A 22,620-nucleotide genomic window follows, 5' to 3' on the forward strand; every position below is an offset into this window, starting at 1 on the left:
CCACCGCCACCGCCGCCGCCGGCGCCGGAGGCTCTGCCGTGACGCAACGCGACGTGTGCTCACCGAAACCGTTGGCCGCTGATCTGCGCAGTGCCGACGACCGCGACCTGCCCAGCCGCACCGACGCATTCGTGCGCGCACTGTCGAACACCGTCGGCGGCCCGGTGGGCCGGCACGCGCTGATCGGGCGCAGCAGGTTCATGACGCCGCTACGGGTGATGTTCCTGATCGGGGTGCTGTTTCTGGCATTGGGCTGGACGACCAAGTCGCCGTGCCTGCAGAGCGTCGGCAGCGGCGCCCCCGATCAACGGGTGGCCAACTGGGACAACGAGCGCGCCTACTTTCAGTTGTGCTACTCCGATGTCGTGCCGCTCTACACCGCGGAGCTACTGGACCAGGGCAAGTTCCCCTACAAGTCCAGCTGGGTGGAGAAGGACTCCTCCGGCAAGGAGCAGATCCGCTACGACGGGCTGCCCGCGAAGCGGTACATGGAGTATCCGGTGGTGACCGGGCTCTACCAGTACTCGGCGATGGCCCTGGCCAAGACCTACACGGCGATCAGCAAGGTGGTGAAGATCCCGGCGTTGAGCGGGGTCGCCGAGGTGGTGGTCTTCTTCGACGTCGTCGCGCTGGGCTTGGCCCTGGCCTGGTTGGCGACGGTGTGGTCGACTGCCGGGCTGGCCGGACGGCGGGTCTGGGATGCGGCGCTGGTGGCGGGCTCACCGCTGGTCATCTTCCAGATCTTCACCAACTTCGACGCACTGGCCACCGCGTTCGCCGGCTGCGGGCTGCTGGCGTGGGCCCGGCGCCGGCCGGTGGCCGCCGGGGTGCTGTTCGGGTTGGGCATCGCCGCCAAGCTGTACCCGGTGCTGCTGCTGTTCCCGCTGCTGTTGCTGGGGCTGCGGACCGGGCGGTTGGGTGAGGTCAAGCGCACCGCGGTGGCGACGGTGCTGAGCTGGACGGCGGTGAACCTGCCGGTCCTGGTGTTGGCGCCGCGGGGCTGGAGCGAGTTCTTCCGGCTGAACTCCCGCCGCGGCGACGACATGGATTCGCTGTACAACGTGGTGAAGTCGTTGACCGGCTGGCGCGGGTTCGACGGCGACCTGGGGTTGTGGCAGCCCCCGACGGTGCTCAACCTCGTGGTCACCGCGTTGTTCGCATTGTGCTGCGCCGGGATCGGCTACATCGCGCTGACCGCGCCGCGGCGGCCGCGCCTGGCCCAGTTGGCCTTCCTGGTGGTGGCCGCCTTCCTGCTGACCAACAAGGTGTGGAGCCCGCAGTTCTCGCTGTGGCTGGTGCCGCTGGCCGTGTTGGCCCTGCCGCATCGCCGGGTGCTGCTGGCCTGGATGACCGTCGATGCGCTGGTGTGGGTGCCGCGGATGTACTACCTCTACAGCGTCCCGGATCGCAGTCTGCCCGAGCAGTGGTTCACCGCCACGGTGCTGGTGCGCGATCTGGCGGTAGTGGGGCTGTGCGCGCTGGTGGTCCGGCAGATCTACCGCCCGGAGCGGGATCTGGTGCGCGAGCGCGATGTCGACGATCCCGCCGGCGGGGTGTTCGACCGGGCCCCGGACGCGCCGCCGCGGTGGCTGCCGGCGCGATTGCGGCCGAACGCGGAACGGCGCCGCACCGTCGAGCAACCGCTACCATCATGACGGTCTGACCCGGCGCTGCTACCGAAAGATATGAGGCATCGGATGAACCGTGCAGTTCGCGTCGCCGCGTGCTGCACGCTGGCCTCGCTGGCGACCGCCGGCTGCGGTGCGACCACGGCAGGAGCCCCCGTCGAGGCGATGATGGCCAACGTGTCTTCGGCCACCAAGACGACAACCGCGCCGGCCCCGGACGGGCTGCCGCCCGGGCGGATCGGCGCGGTGCTGCTGTCCGACGAGGACGTCAGCAGCATCGTGGGGCTGCCGATGCACGGAACCGACAGTTGGAAAAGGCCCGGCGCTGTGGTGAGGCTGCGGGACCGCAACGACTGCAAGGTTCTGACGGTCTCCGATCAGGACCTGTGGACCGGGGAGTTCACCGGCTACCGGCAGGTTGCGCACCAGGACAGCGACGACCTGAATTTCTTTGTGTGGCAAGGTCTGGCAGCGTATCCGGACCGGCGAACCGCATCGCGGGTGTTTCAGCAAAGCATCAACGCCGACCTGGCGGGGCGCTGCCGGACGGCGATCCTGCCCGCCGAGAATGATGAGCGCACGACGTGGCGCGTGGATTCCCTCGCGGTGACCGGCTCCGCGTTGGCCGTGACGATCTCCGAACTCCGTGACCAACATATGACCGGCTGGCGCTGCTCGACGCGGATTCGGTTGCAGCGCAATGTGATGTATCGCGCCGGGGCATGCCAGTTCGGTAATCCGGTGGCAACCGTAGCGCAAATTGCGGATCTGACCGCGGATCGGATCGGTAGCTGACAGGTGTACGACGAATCGTTCGGGAGTGACCTGATGAAGCGGGTATTTGCAGGTGTGGGCGCGGTGAGCCTCGCGGCGATGGTGCTGCTGGGGTGTTCGCACAGCGGTGACTCGGCCGGCGAATCCGCCCAGGCCGTCCGGCTGCCGGCGCCCGGTGATACCAGCAAGGCCGAGACTGCCGAGGCGGTGGCTCCTACCGGTGAGCCCGCCGCCCGGTCTTCGATGACCCCGGTTCCGCCGCCGCTGGTGCTGCCCGACCGGTTGCGCACGCTGCTGTTGCCGCCTGACGTCTCCGGCCCCATTGTCGGTTCACCGTTGGGCTTCGAGAAGCGCTACGACCAGCCGGCGCCCCCGGTGGATCTGACTGAGCACGCCGAGTGCTCGGTGCTGCTCGGCCCGGCCATGCCCGCCTTCGGCTTCGAGTGGACGGCCTACAAAGGTGCCCAGCAGAGGGATCGTGAAGAAAACGCCGACACGGTCGTCGGTCAGGGCGCTGGCTCCTATCCCGACCCGGAGAAGGCGCGCGGCGCGTTCGCGGCGGCGTTCCCCGCCGAGCTGCGCAAGTGCGACGGGGTCGTGGTGCACAACCCGCGTGACACCGCCGCCGACCTCACTTGGCAGTTCCGCGTGACCGCCGTCGAGGGCACCCGCGCACAGTGGAGCCGCGCGCAACATATCGACGGCAAGCCGGTCGACTGGAATTGCGCTTATGAGGCCGACGTCAAAAGCAATGTGCTGCTCTACACGTCGGTGTGCCGGCGTGGTGCCGGCGCGGCCGAGGCCGCGGCCCGCCTCGCTGAGCGGCTGATGGTCTGGATCCCGATCCCCTGATTTTCGGGGGTGCCTCAGTGCACCCGGTCCAGCACGTGCTGGCTCAGCCGGTCCATGGTCACCGCGGCGTTGCCCCACTGGCTGGACATCACCACCACCATGAAGTTCGCGCCACGAGCGATGAGCGCCGCCACGGTGAACCCGGAGTTGGCGCCGTAGTTGCGTTGGGTGAACAGCCAGGAGCACACGATCCCGGGGTTCAGTTCGATGTGGACCAGGTCCATCGTGGCGCCCGGCTCGAACTCGGGCGCGACCACCTTCGCGTTGCGGCACCGGTTGACCGCAGCCTGGTTGTAGGTGTTCATGAACGCCTCACCTGCCGCGGTCACCGACGGAAAGGTCACGACGGTCACGATCGCGCGCGCCGCCTGCGACGTGTTGTCCCAGGCCTGTGACCGGTAGGAGGCGTAGTCGGATCCGACCAGGTCGGAGGTGCCTACCGAGAAGAAGTCCCGACAGTCGTCGCGCTGCTTGAGATGCACCGGCTCGCCTGGCGCCGTGCTGACCGGGCCGAAGGGGCGCATCGGCATCCCGTAGTACGTGCTGACCTCGTCGTCGGACGGGATCAGTGTCATGACCTGGCCCGGCTGTACCCAGTTGTCATCCGCGACTGCCGGCGCCGGAAACCCGCCCAGTGCCGCCACGGCAACCGCGCCCAGGACAACGGATGTGCGGTGATGTGGCGGAGCGGCGCGGCCACGACGGTGTTCGACCATGTCGGTGAGCGTAATGGGGCGGGCGTCTGACCGATTTCGCACCGACGGTGTGCCTCCGGTAGCCTAGCCGGGTTGCCGACGCAGGCGACCCTCCTGCCGTGGTCACATCCACGGCCGCACTACGACCATAGGAGGTGATGAGGTTCCCATGCGTCCATACGAAATCATGGTCATCCTTGACCCCACTCTCGACGAGCGCACCGTCGCCCCGTCCCTGGAGACGTTCTTGAACGTGATCCGCAAGGGCGGCGGAACGGTCGACAAGGTCGACATCTGGGGCAAGCGCCGGCTGGCCTACGAGATCGCCAAGCATGCCGAGGGCATCTACGCGGTCATCGACGTCAAGGCCGCCCCGGCGACGGTGTCCGAGCTTGACCGTCAGCTCAGCCTGAACGAGGCGGTGCTGCGCACCAAGGTGATGCGGACCGACAAGTCGTAGCAGGCTGTCGCGGCCGTTGCGTAGGCTCATGCTGCGAATGCAGCATCAAACGCTGACACCGATCCTAGGAGGGCCCCGTGGCTATTGGTGACACCACGATCACCGTCGTCGGAAACCTGACCGCGGACCCGGACCTGCGGTTCACCCCTTCGGGGGCGGCGGTCGCCAACTTCACGGTGGCGTCCACCCCGCGGGTCTACGACCGGCAGAGCGGTGAGTGGAAGGACGGCGACGCGCTGTTCCTGCGGTGCAACATCTGGCGTGAGGCCGCGGAGAACGTCGCTGAGAGCCTTACCCGCGGATCGCGGGTGATCGTCACCGGGCGGCTGCGGCAGCGGTCCTTCGAAACCCGCGAGGGCGAAAAGCGCACCGTCTACGAGGTAGAGGTCGACGAGATCGGCCCCTCGTTGCGGTACGCCACAGCCAAGATCAACAAGGTCAGCCGCGGCGGCGGCGGAGGCGGCTTCGGCGGGGGCGGCGGCGCTGCGGCGTCGGCTCCGGCGGGGATGTCCGGCGGCGCTCCCGCGGAGGACCCGTGGGGCAGTGCTCCGGCGTCCGGCTCCTTCGGCGGCGCCGACGACGAACCGCCCTTTTAGACCAACGAACCACAGCACGAAAGAGATAGATAGATGGCGAAATCCAACAAGCGGCGTCCGGCACCCGAGAAGCCGATCAAGACGCGCAAGTGTGCGTTCTGCTCCAACAAGAAGCAGGTGATCGACTACAAGGACACCTCACTGCTGCGCACCTACATCAGTGAGCGGGGCAAGATCCGCGCCCGCCGTGTGACCGGCAACTGCGTTCAGCACCAGCGCGACATCGCGCTCGCGGTGAAGAACGCTCGCGAGGTCGCGTTGCTGCCCTTCACCTCGTCGGCGCGCTAGCCGACCACAGAGATCCGAGAAAGTACGAAACGATGAAGCTGATTTTGACCGCTGAGGTGGACCACCTCGGGGCGGCCGGAGACACCGTTGAGGTCAAGGACGGATACGGCCGTAACTACCTGCTCCCGCGGGGGCTGGCGATCGTCGCCTCGCGTGGCGCGCAGAAGCAGGCCGACGACATCCGCCGCGCCCGCGAGTCCAAGCAGGTGCGCGACCTCGACCACGCCAAGGAGCTCAAGGAAGCTCTGCAGGCGCTGGGCACGATCTCGCTGCCGGTGAAGACCTCCGGCGACTCGGGCAAGTTGTTCGGTTCGGTGACCGCTGCCGATGTGGTTGCTGCGATCAAGAAGGCCGGCGGGCCCAACCTCGACAAGCGAATCCTCCGGTTGCCCAAGGCGCACATCAAGGCCGTTGGCAGCCACCCGGTTTCGGTGCATCTGCACCCCGAGGTCCACGTCGACGTCACCCTCGACGTCGCCGCGGCGAACTAAGCGCCTACCCGCACAGCCCCGGCGGGGCCCTGATCGGCTCCGCCGGGGCTTTGCTGTGCCCAAATCCGGTTAACTTCGGTTAACTCTGGCTAACTTTCGGGTGGGGTGTGACTTTGGTGGTATTCACTCGGATGTGGAAGACCGTCCACCTGCCGGCAAGACAACACGCCCAAGACGGCAACCTGGGACGACACGCCGAAGAGATTGTCTTCCACAGTGAAAACGCCGGGGTGTGGGGGATTGACCTGCGATTATACGCCACCGTAGAAGAACAATCCACAGGTGTTCCCCACCATCCCAAACAACTGGCGCACCGGTGTGCACACTTGTTCCACACCTTTGTGAACAAGCCCGTTTGGTACGGCCGCCAGCAACGCCTAGCGTCAACCCGGCACGACGGCGACGGGGGCGGTCCAAGATGTCGCAGCCCACGGCTAGCATGCCGGGGTATCAACGTCGAACAGACGTTCGGGCGTGCTGAGGAGGTGGGGCGTATGGCAGTGGTCGACGATCGCGGGCACTCCGAACTGGAGGAGCCGCCCCGCGAGGATGTCGGACGCCAGCCGCCCCAGGATCTTGCCGCAGAACAGTCGGTGCTCGGCGGCATGCTGCTGAGCAAGGACGCCATCGCCGACGTGTTGGAGCGGGTGCGCCCCGGTGACTTCTACCGCCCGGTGCACCAGAACATCTACGACGCGATTCTGGATCTCTACGGGCGCGGCGAGCCGGCCGACCCGGTGACGGTGGCCGCCGAACTCGACCGCCGCGGCCTGCTGCGCCGGGTGGGCGGCGCCCCGTATCTGCACACCCTGATCTCCACGGTGCCGACCGCAGCCAATGCCGGCTACTACGCGGGCATCGTCGCTGAGAAGGCGCTGCTGCGGCGGCTGGTGGAGGCCGGCACCCGGGTGGTGCAGTACGGCTACGCCGGCGCGGAGGGCGCCGATGTGGCCGAGATCGTCGACCGGGCCCAGGCCGAGATCTACGACGTCGCCGACCGTCGGCTCTCCGAGGACTTCGTCCCGCTCGAAGACCTGCTGCAGCCCACCATGGATGAGATCGACGCGATCGCCTCGCACGGCGGGGTGGCGCGCGGGGTGCCGACCGGTTTCACCGACCTCGATGAGGTCACCAACGGGCTGCACCCGGGGCAGATGGTGATCATCGCGGCCCGCCCGGGCATGGGCAAATCCACACTGGCGCTGGATTTCATGCGGTCGTGCTCGATCAAGCACCGGATGCCCAGCGTCATCTTCTCGCTGGAGATGGGCAAGTCCGAGATCGTCATGCGACTGCTCTCGGCGGAGGCGAAGATCAAGCTCGGCGACATGCGCTCGGGCCGGATGACCGACGACGACTGGACCCGGCTGGCCCGGCGGATGAGCGAGATCAGCGAGGCGCCGCTCTACATCGACGACTCGCCGAACCTGACCATGATGGAGATCCGCGCCAAGGCCCGCCGGCTGAAGCAGAAGGCCGACCTGCGGCTGGTGGTGGTCGACTATCTGCAGCTGATGACCTCGGGCAAGAAGGTCGAGTCACGCCAGATCGAGGTCTCGGAATTCTCCCGGCACCTCAAGCTGCTGGCCAAGGAGCTCGAGCTCCCGGTCATTGCACTCAGCCAGCTCAATCGTGGTCCCGAGCAGCGCACCGACAAGAAGCCGATGCTGGCCGACCTGCGTGAATCGGGCAGCCTGGAGCAAGATGCGGACATGGTGATCCTGCTTCACCGTCCCGATGCCTTCGAGCGCGACGACCCCCGTGGCGGCGAAGCCGACCTGATCCTGGCCAAGCACCGTAACGGGCCGACGAAGACGGTCACGGTGGCACACCAGCTGCACTTGTCGCGGTTTACGAACATGGCGCACTAGAGGGCGCGGCCGAGAAGGTACGTGGGCGAGGTGGATCTGCCGGAGAAAACCGCCATGCGGGTATAGAAGACCCGGACACCAATGCGGTGCGGGTGGACGGCGATTGATGGAGCACGCGCCGGCCACCGATGTTCTGATGGCGCAACAATATCTTCTTTTCTGACGCGCCGTTTCGGCCTGCGCGACGAAACGATGCGTGCGGTGATACCCCGCTGAGTGCACCTCGGCGCGCTGGGCACGACTTTCAGGAAAATCACCCGGGCGAGTTGCGTTTGGGGTGATGACGATTCACCCGGTGCCGCGGCAGCCTGGGCGGAAGCCAGTCTGCGTTGCTTCGGTGGAAGGTGTCCTGATGAGTGAGGCGTACGTCCTCGGCGGAGTGCGGACTCCGTTTGCCCGGTACGGCGGCGCGCTGTCGGCGATCCGTCCCGACGACCTGTTGGGAATGACGCTCAAGGGCGCATGCGAACGGGTGGGCGTTCCCCCGGACGCGGTCGAAGACGTCCTCGCCGGGTGCGTGAACACCGCCCACGAGGGTATGGGTGATATCGCACGATGGGCCGTGCTTGCCGCGGGATTCCCGGACACCGTCGCGGGCGCGACCGTGAATCGGTTCTGCGGCTCGTCGTTGAGTGCTGCGGTGAGCATCGCCCACGCGGTCAAGGCGGGAGACCTGGGCCTGGGCATCGCGTGTGGGGTCGAATCGATGTCGCGGTCGGGTTGGGCGCTGATGAAAGGCGACGCGCCGTTCAGCCCACGAGGTCCGGTGTTCATGCTCGACACCATGTGGAGCGGTGCCGGTGGCCCGCCGAATCCGGCGTTGCTGGCCCGCAACGCCTACATCGGCATGATCGAGACCGCGCAGAACGTCGCGAATCGCTATTCGTTGAGCCGACCGGAGATTGACGAGTTTGCGCTGCGCTCACAGCGCAATGCCCGGGCCGCTCGGGACCGCGGGAGACTGGCCGCCGAGATCATGCCGGTGCCCGTCGCGGCGACCAGGAAGACAGCGGCGCATGTGGTCGAACATGACGAGTTCATCCGGGATGACACCACTGCCGAGGTGCTGGCGACACTTCCCGTCCAACCGGGGACGACCCAGATGACGGCGGGGAACTCCACGCCCTTGAGTGACGGTGCCAGCGCGGTACTGATCGGCTCGAAGGAGCGTGCGGCCGAATTGGGTGTACGGCCGTTGGCCAGGGTGGTCTCCAGCGCCGTGTATGGGATCGATCCACTCATCATGGGTATCGCCCCGGCGTGGGCGATGCCGGCGGCGATCCGCCGCGCGGGCCTGACCCCCGAACAGATCGATATCTGGGAGATCCACGAGGCGTTCAGTGCGCAGGCCCTGGGGGTGTTGCGCGAGTTACCCAATCAACTCGACGGCTTTTTCGTGCCCGACGACAAGCTCACACCCAACGGTGGTGCGGTGGCGATCGGGCACCCGTTCGGTGCGACCGGGGCGCGGTATCTGTTGACGGTGTCCCTCGAGCTTCGGGAGCGCGGCGCACGCTACGGCGTGATCGGAGTGTGCATCGGCTCCGGGCAGGCGGTTGCGGTAGTGCTGGAAAACCCTGAGGCGCAATAACCGTCATGTCATCGAGGCACCGGATCGGCAAACCGTGATGCCACGAGGAAGGGATACGTGATGATGAGTGAATCGCCGGCGCCGATGGGCACTGTCGAACGCAGTGCCCACGACGGACTACGGATGATCATCAGCGATAACGCCCGACTCGCGCACTTCGAGGCGGCCGTGGACGGTCAGGTGATCGGTCGGCAACCCTACCGCTGGTACCGCGACCACATCGTGTTGATGGCCACCCAAGTCGATACCCAGTGGCGTGACCGGGGTGTCTCCTCGGCGATGATCGACGGGGTGCTCTCATTGGTCCGCGGTGCCGGGCACACGGTCATCCCGCGATGCAAGATCACGGCGAACTACATTCTGCATCATCCCGAATATCAGGACCTGGTCACCGACCAATACCGGGTATTGCTCCGCCCGTTGTCGCGGCCCGCGACGCCGTCGGCTTCCGACAGCGTCGAGCCTTAGCCGACACCACCGCCTGCACCACGCGATGCTCGGACGGGATCGGCGCATCCGCCGGCGGTGGCTAGGCCGGATCCGTCGGGCACCAATCGAAGGCGGCAATCAACTGGGCGACATCGCGGTTACGGCTTTCGGCCGGCCACACCGCCCAGGTGCGGCGCACCACGGGGTAGTCGGCTAGCCGACGCCACACCACAGTCTCTGGCAGAGGCTGGGACCACTCCTGCGACGCGAACGCAAACGCGTGGCCGGCACTGAGTGCGGTAAGGGTGACGGAGGGGATCACGAACGTTTCGCCGTCTGTGTGATTGCCGGTGTCGATACCGTGGCTACGCAGTGTCGCAGCCAGTTCGTCGTACCAGGCGGGGCTACCCGAGCGAGGCAAGCCGATCCATCGCAGCCCGGCCAGCGAGTTGAGGCGGATACCGTCCGGCCCGGAGAGTTTAGCGGCGAGCTCACCGGCCAGAATGATGCCGAGGTTCTCCCGGGCCACCAACATGGTGTCGAACTCGTTCCCGGCGGGGTGCTCGCGCATCAACGACACGTCCAGATTCCCGCGGCGCAAGTTGTCCAGTTGTGCCGTCATCGGTAGGTGGCGCGGTATCACGCGCATGCCTGGGTGGTCGGTGGCGAATCGGGCGACAGCACGAAGTAGACCCGCGGGCAGTTCATCGGGGATGCCCAACCGGATGACACCGGAGGAGTCGACCGCGGCGGCCATCACCGTGCGCACCAGCTGATCGTGGCGCGTCAGGATGGCGCGCGCCTCCGACAGCAGAGCCATTCCGGCCGCGGTGGTTCGGACACCGGTGTTACTGCGCAACAGCAATTGCACACCGAGTTGGCGCTCCAGGGCGTTGACCGTCTGTGACACGGCCGGCTGGCTGAGGTAGAGCCGGCGCCCGGCGGCCGACACCGTGCCCTCTTCGACCACGGCGATGAAGGCTTCCAGCCTGGCGAGTGTCAGAACCGCATGGCTGCGCCCCAGCGAACCGGTCCGATCCACAAGCTCAACCGCCTGCAAGGCGAAGGCCGGGTTGCGCGCCGTGCGTTCAGGTTTGCCGGCCCCGATCACTGATTGCGATGGACTCCTGCGGGCGGCGCGCGGTGGTACGCCGGTGCTCAACCTTGTCGGTACGGCGGTGAGCCCGGCCCGGCCACGCGCTTGGGCGCCGTGTGAGTCGGCCTTCGGCACGCCTTGCTCAGTCACCGCAACTCTCCGCGCTGATCACCAAGCACGGTGTGCGGAGCCGCCGAAGACCGGCGTCGTCATCTGGGCCATAACCCCAGCCTCGGTGACGGTCGGGTGGGTTGGCATCATCCGCTCCGGTACTTCACCCGGGTGATATGCGTCGATACCTCCGCAGCGCGACCCGCCTCAGTGCGTCTGGCCGCGGGACGACGGCACGATGGAGATCGCCCCTTTCGACTCGAAGACGGCCAGGTGAACGTCGTCGATGCCGCAGTGTCCGTGCTGGCGCAGCACCGCTTGTAAGTCGGTTGTGCTCAGGCCGCAGCGGCGCAGATTGCGCCGCTCGATGCGGCCGTCCCGGATCAGCACCTGCACCGGTGGATCGATGAACTTCTGGAGCCCGGGAACCAACCGCAGCCTGGCCACAGCAGCATGGGTCAACAGCAAGCTCATCAGCGCAGCCGTTGCGGCGAGCCATGAGGTGTCGGTGGCGGTCGCAGAGCGTCCCACGATCGCGCCGGCGGCCACGGCAGCGATCCAGTCGAACGGCGCGAACTCCGCCAAGGTGCGCCGCTCGGTGAACCGGAACAGCACGGTCGCCGTCAGGAACAGCGCCGACGCCTTCACAATCGCATCGACCATGGCATGGCCATCGCCGATCAGGGCATCAGAAATGTAGTGGTTCATGTGATTTCAGCGACGCAGGGGTTACGGCCAAGGATGAATTGCTCCACGGCGTTCGCAAAGCCGTCATCTTCGTTTGTCGTGGTGACACAACGTGCCGCACGTTTGACCTCGTCGCTCGCGTTACCCATCGCGATGCTGAGTCCTGACTGCTCGAACATGCGGACGTCGTTCGGCATGTCGCCGATCGTGGCGATCTGTTCGGGAGCGATGTCGTAGGTTGTGGCCAGGTAACGGACGACAGCGCCCTTGTTGGCACGCGGATGGGTGATGTCGAGGTAGTAGGGCTGGGATCTGGCAGCCGACACGCTGTCGCCGAAGCGCTTGCGCACCAGGGCCGCCGCCGTCTGCACCGCGTCGTAGTCGTCGCTGACCCCAACCACTTTGGCCACCCGCTGTGTGATCGACTCGATCTCGCCCACCAGCGTCGGTTCGAAACCGACCGTCGAGGCCTCGTGGGCGACGTGAGCGCCCCGTATATCCGGCACCAACCAGTCCATGTCACGGTAGGCCCACACACCCATTCCCTGGACGTCCAGCAGTTCGATCACGGCCGCCGCCACGTCGTCCGGGATGAGACGTTGTTCGATCACCGACATGTCGGGGCGGATGAACAGTGCACCGTTGAACGCGGCGATCGGTGTTGTGAGATCGAGTGTTTCGATAAGCGTTGACATCCCTCGCGGCGGGCGGCCACTGGTTACGGCGAAGAGTATTCCGGCATCGCGCAGCGCGGCGACGGTGGCGACGGAGCGTTCGGTGAGGACCTTGTCACCGGTCACCAGGGTGCCGTCGACATCGGCGAGCAGCAATCGGATCGGATGGGAGTAAAGAGTCATGTCACCTTTCAGCGCAGAAGAATGCCCGCAACGCATCGATAAAAGCCTGTCGGCGGCCCGGGTGAGAAGTCATCACCTTCGGAGCCGGTTCACCCGGGTGAAATGGGCGCCCGACCATGAGCGGTCGACGAATCCCGGGGGCAACAGGAGAGATGACGCCCGCAGCGCAACACGTCAGTCAGTGGAGTTGACGTCGCCCTATTCGAACCGGTTATTCCACCGAGAAAAACGGTGAATGAGCGAAGGCAGTGCGCCGCCAGGGCTGACGCGTTGAACGGTTCGGTGCGGGCGCGCATCTTTCGGCTCGTATACGCGGCGCCGGCAAATCTGGTTCAGGAGGGAAGATCGTGTCATCCGTTATGGCTCCACCGGAAATGCGGACAAACCCGGCCGGTAACGGCACCGCCGCCGGTTAAGGAGAGAGGTAGCAGTGGATTTCGCCATGATGGCGCCGGAAATCACTTCGGCACTGATGTATTCGGGCCCCGGCTCGGAGTCGATGCTCGCCGCTGCAGTGGCCTGGGACGCCCTGGCTGAGGAGTTGCATTCCGCGGCCGGCTCCTATCGGTCTGTGGTGGCGGGGTTGACCGAGGGGCCGTGGCTGGGCGCATCGTCGGCGTCGATGGCGGCCGCGACCGCCCCGTATGTCGCGTGGCTGAGCGCCACTGCCGCTCAGGCCGAGCAGACGGCAACCCAAGCCAGAATGGCCGCGGCGGCCTATGAGACGGCGTTCGCGGCGACGGTGCCCCCACCGCTGATCGCGGCCAACCGCAGCTTGTTGACGACGCTGGTCGCAACGAACCTGTTCGGGCAGAACACCCCCGCGATCGCCGCTACCGAGAGCCAGTACCTCCAGATGTGGGCGCAGGATGCCGCTGCCATGTACGGCTACGCGGGGGCGTCAGCGGCCGCCGCAACGCTCACACCGTTCACCCCCTCGGCGGCGGCAAACACCGGGACGGGGCTGTCGCAGCTGACCTCCGCAGTGCCCACAGCGCTGAAGCTGTTGTCGACACCACTGGAATCAGTGCCGTCGGCCGCCTCGGGCGCGGGCGGAGTTCCCGGACTCCTGGATGTGTTGGGCGTCCTGGGGGTTACCCCGCTGGGCACGCCGTTGAGCAGTGTGGGAACGGGCATCACATCGGCGGCCTGGGCGTCCGCCTCGCTGGCCAGCACCACCGGTCAGGACACGCGGCTGCGCATCGTCGACGTCGGGGACCGGATTTTGAGCCGAATCGACGACTTCGAAACGAGGGCGATGGGCCCCGCAGGCGGCGGTTCGGGTGGCGGGCGGGCGGTGTCGGCGCAGCTGGGCCAGGCGCCCTCGTTCAACGGGCTGTCGGTGCCGCAGACCTGGGCCACAACGGCACCGGCGGTAAAGACGGTGGCCGCAGCCTTGTCGGCGACGGGTCTCGGCGCCGGCTCGGCCGGTTTGGCAGCCGGTCCGGGAAGCCTGTTGAGCGAGATAGCGCTGGCGAGCGTGGCCGGGCGAGCCGCGGGCGCTACCGCCAGATCCGCCGGTCCCGGTCCCGGTGCGCAAAGCTCAGTGGCTACGCCAGAAAGCCCGCTGACCGAGATGGCGCTACTGAGCCTGATCGAACGTGCCTTGGGCGGCACCACATCCGGCGGTCGTCCGGTCGTGATGGGCCGCCCGCCAGCTGCTGGATAGCGGAGCCCAGTGCCTATTCGCTGTCGGATCGGACGATGGCGACGACCTCGATCTCAATATGTTGTTCGGGCAGCGCGAGTGCCTCGACACCCACCGCGGTCCACAACGGAGCGATATCACCGAGCCGCTGGCGGAACTGAGCGACCATCTCCGACATGTGTTCATCACCAATGGAATCCACCGCCGTGGGGACGTGGTACGAGTGGATGTTGACAACGTCGCGCCAGCTGGCGCCGGCCGCGGCCAGGGTCTTTTCGACGTTGTCACACGCCTTGGCGATCTCGTCCCTCAGAGACGTCGTGGTCAAGGTGAAATCAGCGTCCCAGCCGCCCTGCCCGGAGATCTCCACTCGATCACCGATGCGTAGTGCTTGGCTGTAGCGGTTGCGGGTACGGGCGATCTGCCCGTATCCGGGGGTGTCGAAGAACTCGAGCTTGGTCATGCGGGTTGGCCTCTCCTCGTTGTCTGTCGAAGCGAAGATCACGGGGATCTGGTGGTCTGAGAACCACGTTCGCCGGCGGCGTTCACGATCCGACCGGAGCCGACAGTGCCTTCGAGCCTACGAGCGATGGCGCGATGAAACCTCACGTCGTCGGCCAGTGGAATGGGCCGCCATTACCGCGACCAATACCGGTCCTCGACGCGAGTCACCTCTTGCGTTCTGTCACCGCCGATCGCCCTGGTGACGCACGGGGGGACCGAAACGTGTCCGCCGGAAGTCGAAATCGGCGAGGCAAAGGCGAAGGGATCGGTCTAAGAAAACGGTGGTCCACATCGCGCCGTCGTGCGCTAACGTCGTAATCAGTATCCGCTATACCGAGGTTGGGTTGCCGCATGACTGTGACCGGTGAGCGTCCAAAGATCCTCCTGGAAGACGTCGATTTCAATCGACGCGATCATCCGGACCGGCCGTTACGGCCTATCCCGCCAGGTCGTGACCATTTCGCCGCCCAGTGGCGCAAGATGCGCGAGATCATCTTCGGGCCGTGGATCGATATCGATAAAGAGGTCGAACCCAACGACATCACCCGGATGCGCGACGACTATTTCTGGCAGCGCGACGAACAGATGATCGGCGTCGTCGAGGCGTTCGAACGCCTTGGATACGAGCAGGGCCGTGCGCTGTTCGAGCAGGCTCTGGCCCAGGGCATCGACACACTTGAAGACCCGCCCCAAGAGTTCGTCGACCTCTTCGAGCATGTGGATCAGCTGCCCGATCAGTTCGACCTCGCCGCCGCCGAACGAGGCCGGATACTGGCGATGTCGGCCACGATGGCGGCCACCACGATCATCCGCGGCTGGGCGGTATATGAGACCGCGATGACCGGCGACATCTCCGCGGCCACCGGGGCCACTGGCCGTTTCGTCGACGACGGCCCGCGCCGCTTCATCGAAACAGCCCGCGTCTTCGCCGTGTTCGCCTTGCCGGAGATCTTCGACCGGCAATCGGAGGCATTCCAGAATGTGGTGCGGGTGCGGTTGATGCACGCCCTGGCCAGTCGTGGCCTACGGCGCAAATGGGGTGACGACGTCTATCTCAAATTCGGAGAACCCATTCCCGTGACGTCGCTGCTGGGATTCGGCAGCGGCCTGCTGCTCAGCCGTCTCGTCGACCATGCCTTCGGGCGCAAGCTGACGCCGAACCAACTGGAGGATCTCGCCGAGTACTCCTCGTTCTCGGCCCGATTGTGGGGTGCGCCCGAGCGGCTGCACTCCGCCAACGGCCTAGAGCTGATCAAATCGCTGAACTACGTCCTCGCCCGAGGCGGCAACCCCTCTCCCTGGCGCGCCGAGCTCGTCGACGCGATCGCCGGTCCTGAACACCTGCAGACCCTTACCGGGACGCTGCCGGGCCCGATCAAGAAGCTGATATCCAAGTACGCCAACCAGATCACGGCGATGATCGCTTTCGCGCCGGCCGGCGTCGTGTTCGGGTACGAGCAGATCGACGCCATGCTGGCGGGCACGATATTCGAGCCGCTGGCCTACGACTTCCGACGTCGCGTGCAGGCTTTCGAGAGGTTCACCAAGCTCAACGTTCGCATCGCCACAGTGGCCGACCAGCTGCCGTGGTCCAACCCGATCCGCGAGCACCGCAAGAGGACGGGCGCGGTTGCGCGCGAGCGGATCGCGATGCTGAACAAGATCGCCGGCAACCTGCAGATCGCGCTGAACTACACCCATCATGACCGTTCGACATCGGGCGAGGGTTTCACCGGCTGACGCGGTGTCGCACGGAAGTATGCCGGGATGCTACCCGCAGTGAGGCGGTGTTCTCGATCGCTCCGCGCGGCTTCGAATCTGTTGTCCCTCAGTACGAACCGGTCAGCGCGAACACCAAGGAATCGAACAGGGCCTCGAACAACCCACTGCTGAGGATCCCGCCGTGCGCAATGGCGTTGACGGCGGCACCGATGTTGTCGATGTCATCGGAGATGTCGACGTAGGTCAAAAGACCGTCGGTCGAGGTGGTTGCGTCGGCGATCTGCTCGGGCGCCAACCCCAGATACTCGCCATGCCGAATGAGGCCGGGCACCAGCTCGCCCCACAGGCCCCAGGTGTCGAAGTTGCCTTGCCAGTCCGCGGCGAAGTCATTGTCGATCGTGTAGATCGTCGCCGGGTACAGATCATTCGGCGTCACCAGGCCCAGGACGTCTTCCAGGTCGAAAAGCTTGACGATGAAGTTCGTGATATCCGGACCGAATACCGCGTTCAGGTCGGCCAGCACGTTGGGCCATATTCCGTCCGCGGTGTCGGGGCTGCCGATGAACACGAAGTGCAGCAGCTCGCTGGGGACGCCGGCTTCGGCGAGCCGGGTCATCGCGACTGAGCCGACCGCAGCGCCCTGCGAGTACTCGAACACCGTCAACGGATGCTCGGCGCTGTAGGCCCCGGGGTTCGCGGCGAGTGCATTCTCCACGGCCAGAACCAGATTCGACGCGCCGGTAAGAGTGCTGTGACCCTGTTGAAGCAGTTGGGGGGTGGTCAGCACCTGCAATGCAGCGCTGCACGGGTCGGTGCCGTCCATGTAACAGACCGTGGAGCCGGTCGCGCCGTCGTTGAAACCCAGCGCATTGAGATACAGCGTCTCGGCGGCCCGCGCGAAATCCACCGATGGGGTGGGCTCAACGGTTCCCCCGATGATGATCGCCGTCTGACTGCCCGAGAGCGGACCGTCTGCAGACAACAGGGTCACCTGGGTGTCAGCGGCTTGGGTGATCGGCGCTGTAGCGGCGCCGACGAGCATGGCAATGGCGGTGACGTGGGTAAACATCCCGTATCCGTTCACCGTCGCATCCTTTCATTCTGGACCGAGGACGGACCGAGTTTTGCGAGACAACGGTGGCGAGTGGTATCCAGCGCGGGGGGTGTCGACGGCCGGGTGACACGATGGCGGGTGTGGCCCGCGTTTACCGATTAGGTCCAGCACGACGAGTGGTCAATACCGTCATCAGATTTCTGGTTCCGGCGATGGTCGCCGGCCCGGTGCTGCGTCGATACGTACAGGATGTCAAGGTCACCCGGCCCTACTTCGACCTCGGGCCCGCCGATCCTGAAGCCGCGTTCGTCGGCGAAGCTGCCAAGCACCCGGTATTCGAGCTGACGCCCGAAAGCGGTCCACGGGCAGCTGACCCATCCTGCTCGACACTGACCGCCAACGTCTGAATCCTGGCCGTCCGGGGCGAGACAGGCCCGGCAAAGACGGGCCTGCCTGGCATCGCCTCGCTACCCTCGATGTGTGCCGGACTCAACGAACCGCCCAACCGGTCGACGAAAACTGCACCCAGATCGCGCCGGCTCCGACGGCGGTGACGGCGATGCTGCCAACCCCATCGTTCTCGATGTGGAGGGCTCCGGTGTCCAACCGCCGGTCACCCCGCGGGTGCGCCGGGCCTTCTGGCTACTGGAGCGAGTCGCGCCGGCAATCGGTTCGCGGTGGGCGACTGAATTGTGGTGCACCCCACCGGTCATGGAGTCGAGTCTGCGGATGCCGCCCGGCGTTCCGCCCGGTCAGCCGCTGGAAGCGCACTGGAACGGGCACCGGATCGTGGGCGAGGCCTGGGGCGAGGGACCCCCGGTCTATCTGGTGCACGGCTGGGGCGGGCGTCGCCCGCACCTGGGCATGTTCATCAAACCTCTCGTCGGATCCGGGCATCGGGTGATCGCGTTCGACCTGCCCAGCCACAACGAGTCCGATCCGGGCGCGCTCGCCCCCGGTCGCACCACCGCCATCGAATGCGCCGAAGCGGTGGCAGCCATGATCCGGACGCACGGGCCGGCCCGCGCGGTTGTCGCCCACTCCCTCGGGGCCAACGCGACCGCCTTCGCGGCGTCGTGGGGAGCGACGGTCGGACGTTTGGTGTTCCTTGCGCCGATGGGCGAGTTCCCGATCTACCTTGATCTGTTCGCCGTGCGCCACAACTTCGGACGACGGATCCGCGCCGGCCTGCATCGACGCCTGGAACGCCGAATCGGCATGTCGCTGGAGGACACCAACATGGTTCGGATCGCCCAGAAGACCGGCTACCCGCCGCTGCTGCTCATCCACGACCCCGACGACCCCGAGACACCCTATGAGACCAGTGAACGTGTCGTCGCGTCTTGGCCGGGCGCCGACTTGATGACGACACAGGGACTCGGCCAGCTGGCGCACTTCCGAATCTTGCGACACCGCCCCGCGATTCGCGCGGGCGTCGAGTTCATCGGACCCGCACAGGGTTGAAAAGCCGGCGCAGCAGCGGCGGAGCAACCAAGACCTAGATGCTGGTCCGCCGCAGCCGCTGCAACCGCCGCATCCCGGCGGCCGCCACCTTCTCCGGGGCCGGGCGCAGCGCGTCCTCGAGCTGCGCGCGAACGCCCTCGGTGTCGAGGTGCGTGCCGATCGCGACGAGATGGCTGGCATCTGAGCCCGCAGGCTCGGTCACCACATGCACCGACGTGCCGACGACGTTGACCAGGTAGTGACGCTTGCCGATCCCGACGGTGCCTTTGATCCGGTAGACGCCCTGCGGCGGCCGCTCCAGTAGGTCGATGAGCGGCCCGGGGTCAACTGCACCGTCACCCACGACGGTGACCGCCGTGGAGTGCACATGGTCGTGATGCTCGTCGTGACCGCCAACAGCCTCCTCGAGAAGCAGCTCCCGAAACGACATCTGCCCGGACTCCCCGCCGTCGCTGACGTCGTAGAGCAACCGGGGGTCCACGCGTCCGGCCACCGCGCCCACCACGTAGGCGTCGGGATTCAGCTCGCGTACACGGGCTTCCACCCGGGCAAGAGTTTCTGGGCGAGCGTGCTCGGCGATCCGATCCAACTTGTTGACCACGATCAGAGACGCCGCGCCGTAGCGCAGCGGGGGAGCGTTCCCGGTGTCGACGGTGTCGAAGTGTTCCGCCGCGTCGATGACGTCGACGACGCCGCCGTGGCGAATCCGCTCCACTCCGCTGAACCGAATCATGCGGGATATCGCCGTGGGTTCGGCCACCCCACTGGCCTCGATGATGATCGCGTCGAGCGCCAGCTTCGGGTCGGCCAGCTTCTCCAGCGCGTCATCGAGCCCGCCCTCGTCGGGAAGACAGCAGATACATCCTCCGGCGATGGACACCGGCTCATCGACCTGGCCCGTGACCAGGCCTGCGTCTACGTTGAGTTCACCGAAGTCGTTGATAACGACGCCGATTCGCGCACCCGGTGCGCGCAGCACATGGTTGAGCAGTGTGGTCTTGCCGGCCCCGAGATACCCCGTCAGCGCGATGACGGGGATAGCGGGCGTGTTGCGATCGGCCACCCGGCCATTATCGGCGGTACCCGCGCCAGTGCGTGACCGTGGGGTGGATGCAAGCCGGCTCTTCAGTTGCCGTACAGATGCAGCGCCCGGCCGGTCACGGTGGCCACATCGCCGCTGAGCCCTGCGATGGGCGGACCGCCACGCTGATGGATCACGTTCGCGAGAACGATCACGTACGTGTCCGAGCCCGGGTCGATCCACAGCGTCACGCCGGTGAACCCGGTGTGCCCGAAGCTCCCGATCGGAAAGATCATCCCGCGCGGCCGGGAGTGCGGCGTATCGCTGTCCCAGCCGAAGCCCCGGAGATCCTGGCCGCTGATCGCCGGATAGTTCGCGGCCAGCAGCGGATCGATCCTATTGGGCGTAGCCGCATTCGCTTGTTGTGCAGCGGCGTTCGCGGCCGCGACCTGTGCGCCGTCGTGCCCGGGTTGCTGGGGAGTGGTCATCAACTGCAGGGTCGATCGCCGCAGCGGGAACGGGCTCGGGCGGCCCGCGAGCCGATCGAGTAACGCCTGGGCGTACCTGCCGATATCGCCGGCGGTGGAGAACACTCCGGCGCTGCCGGCTACCCCGCCCATGCGCCGCGCCGTCGGGTCCTGCACGGCGCCGCGCAGCAGTTGGTCGTAGTCGGGGTTGATCCCGGGGGTGTCCTCGTCATGTGCGGTCGGCGCGATGCGGGCCAACAGGTCGGTGCTCCAGCTACCCGCCGGGCAGTCGTCGTCCGGGGATGCGCTCGCGTCCCAGGCGATGGCTGTACCGCGGATCTGGTGGGGTCCACAGGCTTTGGCGGCGGGCAGGTAGCGGGTGTCGGTCATGCCCAGCGGAGTAAAGATGTTGTCCTGCACGTAGGTGTCCAACGGTTGGCCGCTCATCGACTCGACCAGCGTGCCCAGGATGATGAAGCCGATGTCCGAGTAGTGGAAAACCTCGCCGGGGCCGAATTCCAGCGGTGCGGTCAGTGCGCGATGAACACCGCCGGCCTTGTCGGCCTCGGTCAGGCCCCACGGGCCCTGGTGGCTCAGATCGCCCCCGATGCCCGAGGTGTGGGTGAGCAGCATGCGCAAGGTCACCTGGGCGCGTCGGGGGTCGTCGGCCCCGTTGAACTCCGGCAGGTAGGTCTGCACCGGTTCGTCGATCTCGACCCGGCCCTGTTCGTACAGCTGCAAGACGGCGACTGCCGTCGCGAGGCACTTCGTCAACGACGCGATGTCGAATATCGTGTCCTCGGTCATCGGTTCGGCCGGCGAGGGTGAGCCGTCGAGCCCGGGTTCGCCGTCGAGTTTGCGCACGCCGAAGGCGCCGCTGAAGGCGATCGTGCCGGCGTGCCCGATCCGGACCACCGCGCCCGGCAGCCGGGGGACCGCGATCGCGTCGTTCATCAGCGCAGAGACCGGTGCGACCAGCTCCTCGCGAGGCAGGTAGGGCGCATCCTCGCGTGGTGTGCCGGGCACCGTGGCGGCCGGGGTGCCGGTGTGCGGTGGCGGGGGCTCCGGGTGGTTACACGACGGGGCCGCCGCCAGCGCGAACGCGACGACTCCCACGGCGCAGGCCCGGGTCATGCGCGATCGCGACATGGTCACAGCATCGACGGTAACGAGCTGTACGGACTACCACGACCGACGCGCTAGACCTCCGGCGGGAACCAGAAGTCGAGGGTGTCCTCGACCCCGCTCCAGGGGATGCCCAGCCAGTCGCCGAAGAAGCCCTCGATGTTGCCGAAGGCGCTGTAGACGAAGGCCACCGCCGAGTAGAACAGGCCTTCCCACCAGCCGCTGTCGACCAGCCCGTGCGGCCACGCGTTGAGCCAGGCACCGAACTGGTCGAAGTCACCGGAGATGTCGATGTCGGTGATCATCCCGTCGGAGGTTGCCACGTGGTTGGCCACCTGATCGGGTGTGAGCCCCAGGTACATCATGTGCTCGTAGAACAACCCCAACTCGGAGGTGGACGTTGGGTCGGTGACCGGGTCGCCGGGGATCGTGTAGTCGGTCACCGCGAACGCGTCGTTGGGGGTCTGGACGCCGTTGAGCAGGGCGGTGTCGAAGAAGTCGGGAGATGAGCCGCCACCCATATCCGGCGACGCGGTGTCCGCCCCGACCGGATTGCCGATGAACACGAAATGCAGCAGGTCCGAGTCGACGCCGTCGTGGGCCAGCTGGGCCATGGCGATCGAACCGGCCGTGGCGCCCTGCGACCACCCGAACACGAACAGCGGGTGCTCGGCGTCGTAGGCGTCCGGGTTGGCGTTGAGTTCGGCGTGCACCGCCCGCACGATCTCGGCCGCGCCGACGAAACTGCTGTGGCCCTGCTGGATGAGGGCCGGGGTGGACAGGATCCGCAGCGGCGCGTCGCAGACGCCGGCGCCGACCACGCACGAGGCCGCGTCGTCGCCGCCGTCGAACCCCAAGGGCTGCAGGAAGAGGTCTGCCGCGGTCTGGGCGAAGGCCGGCGACGGCGTCGACAAGATCGTCGGGCCGACGAAGAACGCCGTGCCGGAAAGCAGGCTCACGTCGATCTGCGTGGCGTGTGCCGCCGGAGCGGCGTATACGCCGCCCGCCACGGTGCCGGCAATCGCGATCGGGGCGAAGGCCTTGGTCAGTATCACGGGCGCCCCCCACCACCGGCCTGCCGGCTACCGGAAACTAAAAATTACCTGAGGGCGATCATGGCAGGCGCGCCCGGCGGAAGTCAATGACCGGCCGCCGAATAGCGCTGGCCAGCGCGCACATGCCGGGGGCT

General features: G+C 66.6%; 23 protein-coding genes. 14 read left to right on the plus strand and 9 right to left on the minus strand.

Annotated elements, in window-relative coordinates; translation table 11 throughout:
- Nucleotides 1-38 precede the first annotated feature (38 nt).
- From BST28_RS19395 to BST28_RS19405, 3 genes are all read left to right on the plus strand, one after another.
- Nucleotides 39-1,655 (plus strand): glycosyltransferase family 87 protein, encoded by a 1,617-nt coding sequence (locus BST28_RS19395; RefSeq protein ID WP_083082484.1) that lies wholly within the window; start codon nt 39-41, stop codon nt 1,653-1,655.
- Nucleotides 1,656-1,796: 141 nt separating this feature from the next.
- Nucleotides 1,797-2,423, plus strand: a complete 627-nt coding sequence (locus BST28_RS19400; RefSeq protein WP_272937543.1) for a sensor domain-containing protein — start codon at nt 1,797-1,799, stop codon at nt 2,421-2,423.
- Nucleotides 2,424-2,456: 33 nt separating this feature from the next.
- Nucleotides 2,457-3,254: a sensor domain-containing protein gene (locus BST28_RS19405; protein WP_133054337.1), complete on the plus strand. Its 798-nt coding sequence runs from the start codon at nt 2,457-2,459 to the stop codon at nt 3,252-3,254.
- A 14-nt stretch (nt 3,255-3,268) separates the two neighbouring features.
- Here BST28_RS19405 and BST28_RS19410 read toward each other — a convergent pair whose 3' ends face one another.
- Nucleotides 3,269-3,970: a sensor domain-containing protein gene (locus BST28_RS19410; protein WP_083082440.1), complete on the minus strand. Its 702-nt coding sequence runs from the start codon at nt 3,968-3,970 to the stop codon at nt 3,269-3,271.
- A gap of 148 nt (nt 3,971-4,118) precedes the next feature.
- On the opposite strand from BST28_RS19410, the gene rpsF reads away from it, so the two are divergent.
- From rpsF to BST28_RS19445, 7 genes are all read left to right on the plus strand, one after another.
- Complete coding sequence (gene rpsF, locus BST28_RS19415) at nt 4,119-4,409, plus strand: 30S ribosomal protein S6 (RefSeq protein ID WP_083082442.1); 291 nt, start codon at nt 4,119-4,121, stop codon at nt 4,407-4,409.
- 77 nt (nt 4,410-4,486) lie between these two features.
- Complete coding sequence (gene ssb, locus BST28_RS19420) at nt 4,487-5,005, plus strand: single-stranded DNA-binding protein (RefSeq protein WP_019736049.1); 519 nt, start codon at nt 4,487-4,489, stop codon at nt 5,003-5,005.
- 33 nt (nt 5,006-5,038) lie between these two features.
- The gene (gene rpsR / locus BST28_RS19425; protein ID WP_019736050.1) at nt 5,039-5,293 is read left to right on the plus strand and encodes a 30S ribosomal protein S18; all 255 of its coding nucleotides are present in this window, start codon (nt 5,039-5,041) and stop codon (nt 5,291-5,293) included.
- Nucleotides 5,294-5,325: 32 nt separating this feature from the next.
- Nucleotides 5,326-5,784: a 50S ribosomal protein L9 gene (gene rplI, locus BST28_RS19430; RefSeq protein ID WP_019736051.1), complete on the plus strand. Its 459-nt coding sequence runs from the start codon at nt 5,326-5,328 to the stop codon at nt 5,782-5,784.
- Between the two features lie 494 nt (nt 5,785-6,278).
- Nucleotides 6,279-7,655: a replicative DNA helicase gene (gene dnaB, locus BST28_RS19435; RefSeq protein ID WP_019736052.1), complete on the plus strand. Its 1,377-nt coding sequence runs from the start codon at nt 6,279-6,281 to the stop codon at nt 7,653-7,655.
- Between the two features lie 352 nt (nt 7,656-8,007).
- Nucleotides 8,008-9,246: a thiolase family protein gene (locus BST28_RS19440; protein WP_083082444.1), complete on the plus strand. Its 1,239-nt coding sequence runs from the start codon at nt 8,008-8,010 to the stop codon at nt 9,244-9,246.
- Nucleotides 9,247-9,306: 60 nt separating this feature from the next.
- On the plus strand, nt 9,307-9,714 hold the full coding sequence (locus BST28_RS19445) for a GNAT family N-acetyltransferase (protein WP_234808338.1): 408 nt from the start codon (nt 9,307-9,309) through the stop codon (nt 9,712-9,714).
- 61 nt (nt 9,715-9,775) lie between these two features.
- Here BST28_RS19445 and BST28_RS19450 read toward each other — a convergent pair whose 3' ends face one another.
- The 3 genes from BST28_RS19450 to BST28_RS19460 form a co-directional block, all read right to left on the minus strand.
- On the minus strand, nt 9,776-10,717 hold the full coding sequence (locus tag BST28_RS19450) for a LysR family transcriptional regulator (RefSeq protein WP_234808339.1): 942 nt from the start codon (nt 10,715-10,717) through the stop codon (nt 9,776-9,778).
- A gap of 372 nt (nt 10,718-11,089) precedes the next feature.
- Nucleotides 11,090-11,590, minus strand: coding sequence for a DUF421 domain-containing protein (locus BST28_RS19455; protein ID WP_083082446.1), 501 nt, complete (start codon nt 11,588-11,590; stop codon nt 11,090-11,092).
- Nucleotides 11,587-12,426, minus strand: a complete 840-nt coding sequence (locus tag BST28_RS19460; protein WP_083082449.1) for a Cof-type HAD-IIB family hydrolase — start codon at nt 12,424-12,426, stop codon at nt 11,587-11,589. Before BST28_RS19460 ends, BST28_RS19455 begins: the two co-directional genes overlap by 4 nt.
- 430 nt (nt 12,427-12,856) lie before the next feature.
- Here BST28_RS19460 and BST28_RS25160 point away from each other — a divergent pair, with 430 nt between their 5' ends.
- Nucleotides 12,857-14,095, plus strand: a complete 1,239-nt coding sequence (locus BST28_RS25160) for a PPE family protein (RefSeq protein ID WP_083082452.1) — start codon at nt 12,857-12,859, stop codon at nt 14,093-14,095.
- A 13-nt stretch (nt 14,096-14,108) separates the two neighbouring features.
- Here the strand turns inward: BST28_RS25160 and BST28_RS19470 are convergent, their stop codons facing one another.
- Complete coding sequence (locus BST28_RS19470) at nt 14,109-14,537, minus strand: Rid family hydrolase (RefSeq protein WP_065287040.1); 429 nt, start codon at nt 14,535-14,537, stop codon at nt 14,109-14,111.
- A 392-nt stretch (nt 14,538-14,929) separates the two neighbouring features.
- On the opposite strand from BST28_RS19470, the gene BST28_RS19475 reads away from it, so the two are divergent.
- Nucleotides 14,930-16,318, plus strand: coding sequence for an oxygenase MpaB family protein (locus tag BST28_RS19475; protein WP_083082455.1), 1,389 nt, complete (start codon nt 14,930-14,932; stop codon nt 16,316-16,318).
- A gap of 88 nt (nt 16,319-16,406) precedes the next feature.
- On the opposite strand, the gene BST28_RS19480 is transcribed toward BST28_RS19475, so the two are convergent.
- Nucleotides 16,407-17,384: a PE-PPE domain-containing protein gene (locus tag BST28_RS19480; RefSeq protein ID WP_234808340.1), complete on the minus strand. Its 978-nt coding sequence runs from the start codon at nt 17,382-17,384 to the stop codon at nt 16,407-16,409.
- A 146-nt stretch (nt 17,385-17,530) separates the two neighbouring features.
- On the opposite strand from BST28_RS19480, the gene BST28_RS19485 reads away from it, so the two are divergent.
- Entirely contained in the window at nt 17,531-17,761 is a 231-nt protein-coding gene (locus BST28_RS19485) for a hypothetical protein (RefSeq protein WP_083082458.1), read from the plus strand.
- A 112-nt stretch (nt 17,762-17,873) separates the two neighbouring features.
- Nucleotides 17,874-18,818 carry an alpha/beta fold hydrolase gene (locus BST28_RS19490; protein ID WP_083082496.1) on the plus strand — a complete coding sequence of 315 codons (945 nt, stop codon included), beginning with the start codon at nt 17,874-17,876 and terminating at the stop codon, nt 18,816-18,818.
- A gap of 34 nt (nt 18,819-18,852) precedes the next feature.
- Here the strand turns inward: BST28_RS19490 and BST28_RS19495 are convergent, their stop codons facing one another.
- The 3 genes from BST28_RS19495 to BST28_RS19505 all read right to left on the minus strand — a co-directional run bounded on the left by BST28_RS19495 (nt 18,853) and on the right by BST28_RS19505 (nt 22,486).
- The gene (locus BST28_RS19495) at nt 18,853-19,881 is read right to left on the minus strand and encodes a CobW family GTP-binding protein (RefSeq protein ID WP_083082461.1); all 1,029 of its coding nucleotides are present in this window, start codon (nt 19,879-19,881) and stop codon (nt 18,853-18,855) included.
- Between the two features lie 62 nt (nt 19,882-19,943).
- Nucleotides 19,944-21,455: a serine hydrolase domain-containing protein gene (locus tag BST28_RS19500; RefSeq protein ID WP_207570147.1), complete on the minus strand. Its 1,512-nt coding sequence runs from the start codon at nt 21,453-21,455 to the stop codon at nt 19,944-19,946.
- A gap of 50 nt (nt 21,456-21,505) precedes the next feature.
- Nucleotides 21,506-22,486, minus strand: a complete 981-nt coding sequence (locus tag BST28_RS19505) for a PE-PPE domain-containing protein (protein WP_165758117.1) — start codon at nt 22,484-22,486, stop codon at nt 21,506-21,508.
- Between the last annotated feature and the right edge of the window lie 134 nt (nt 22,487-22,620).

Origin of the sequence: Mycolicibacter kumamotonensis (assembly GCF_002086285.1) — a bacterium.
Lineage (GTDB): Bacteria > Actinomycetota > Actinomycetes > Mycobacteriales > Mycobacteriaceae > Mycobacterium > Mycobacterium kumamotonense.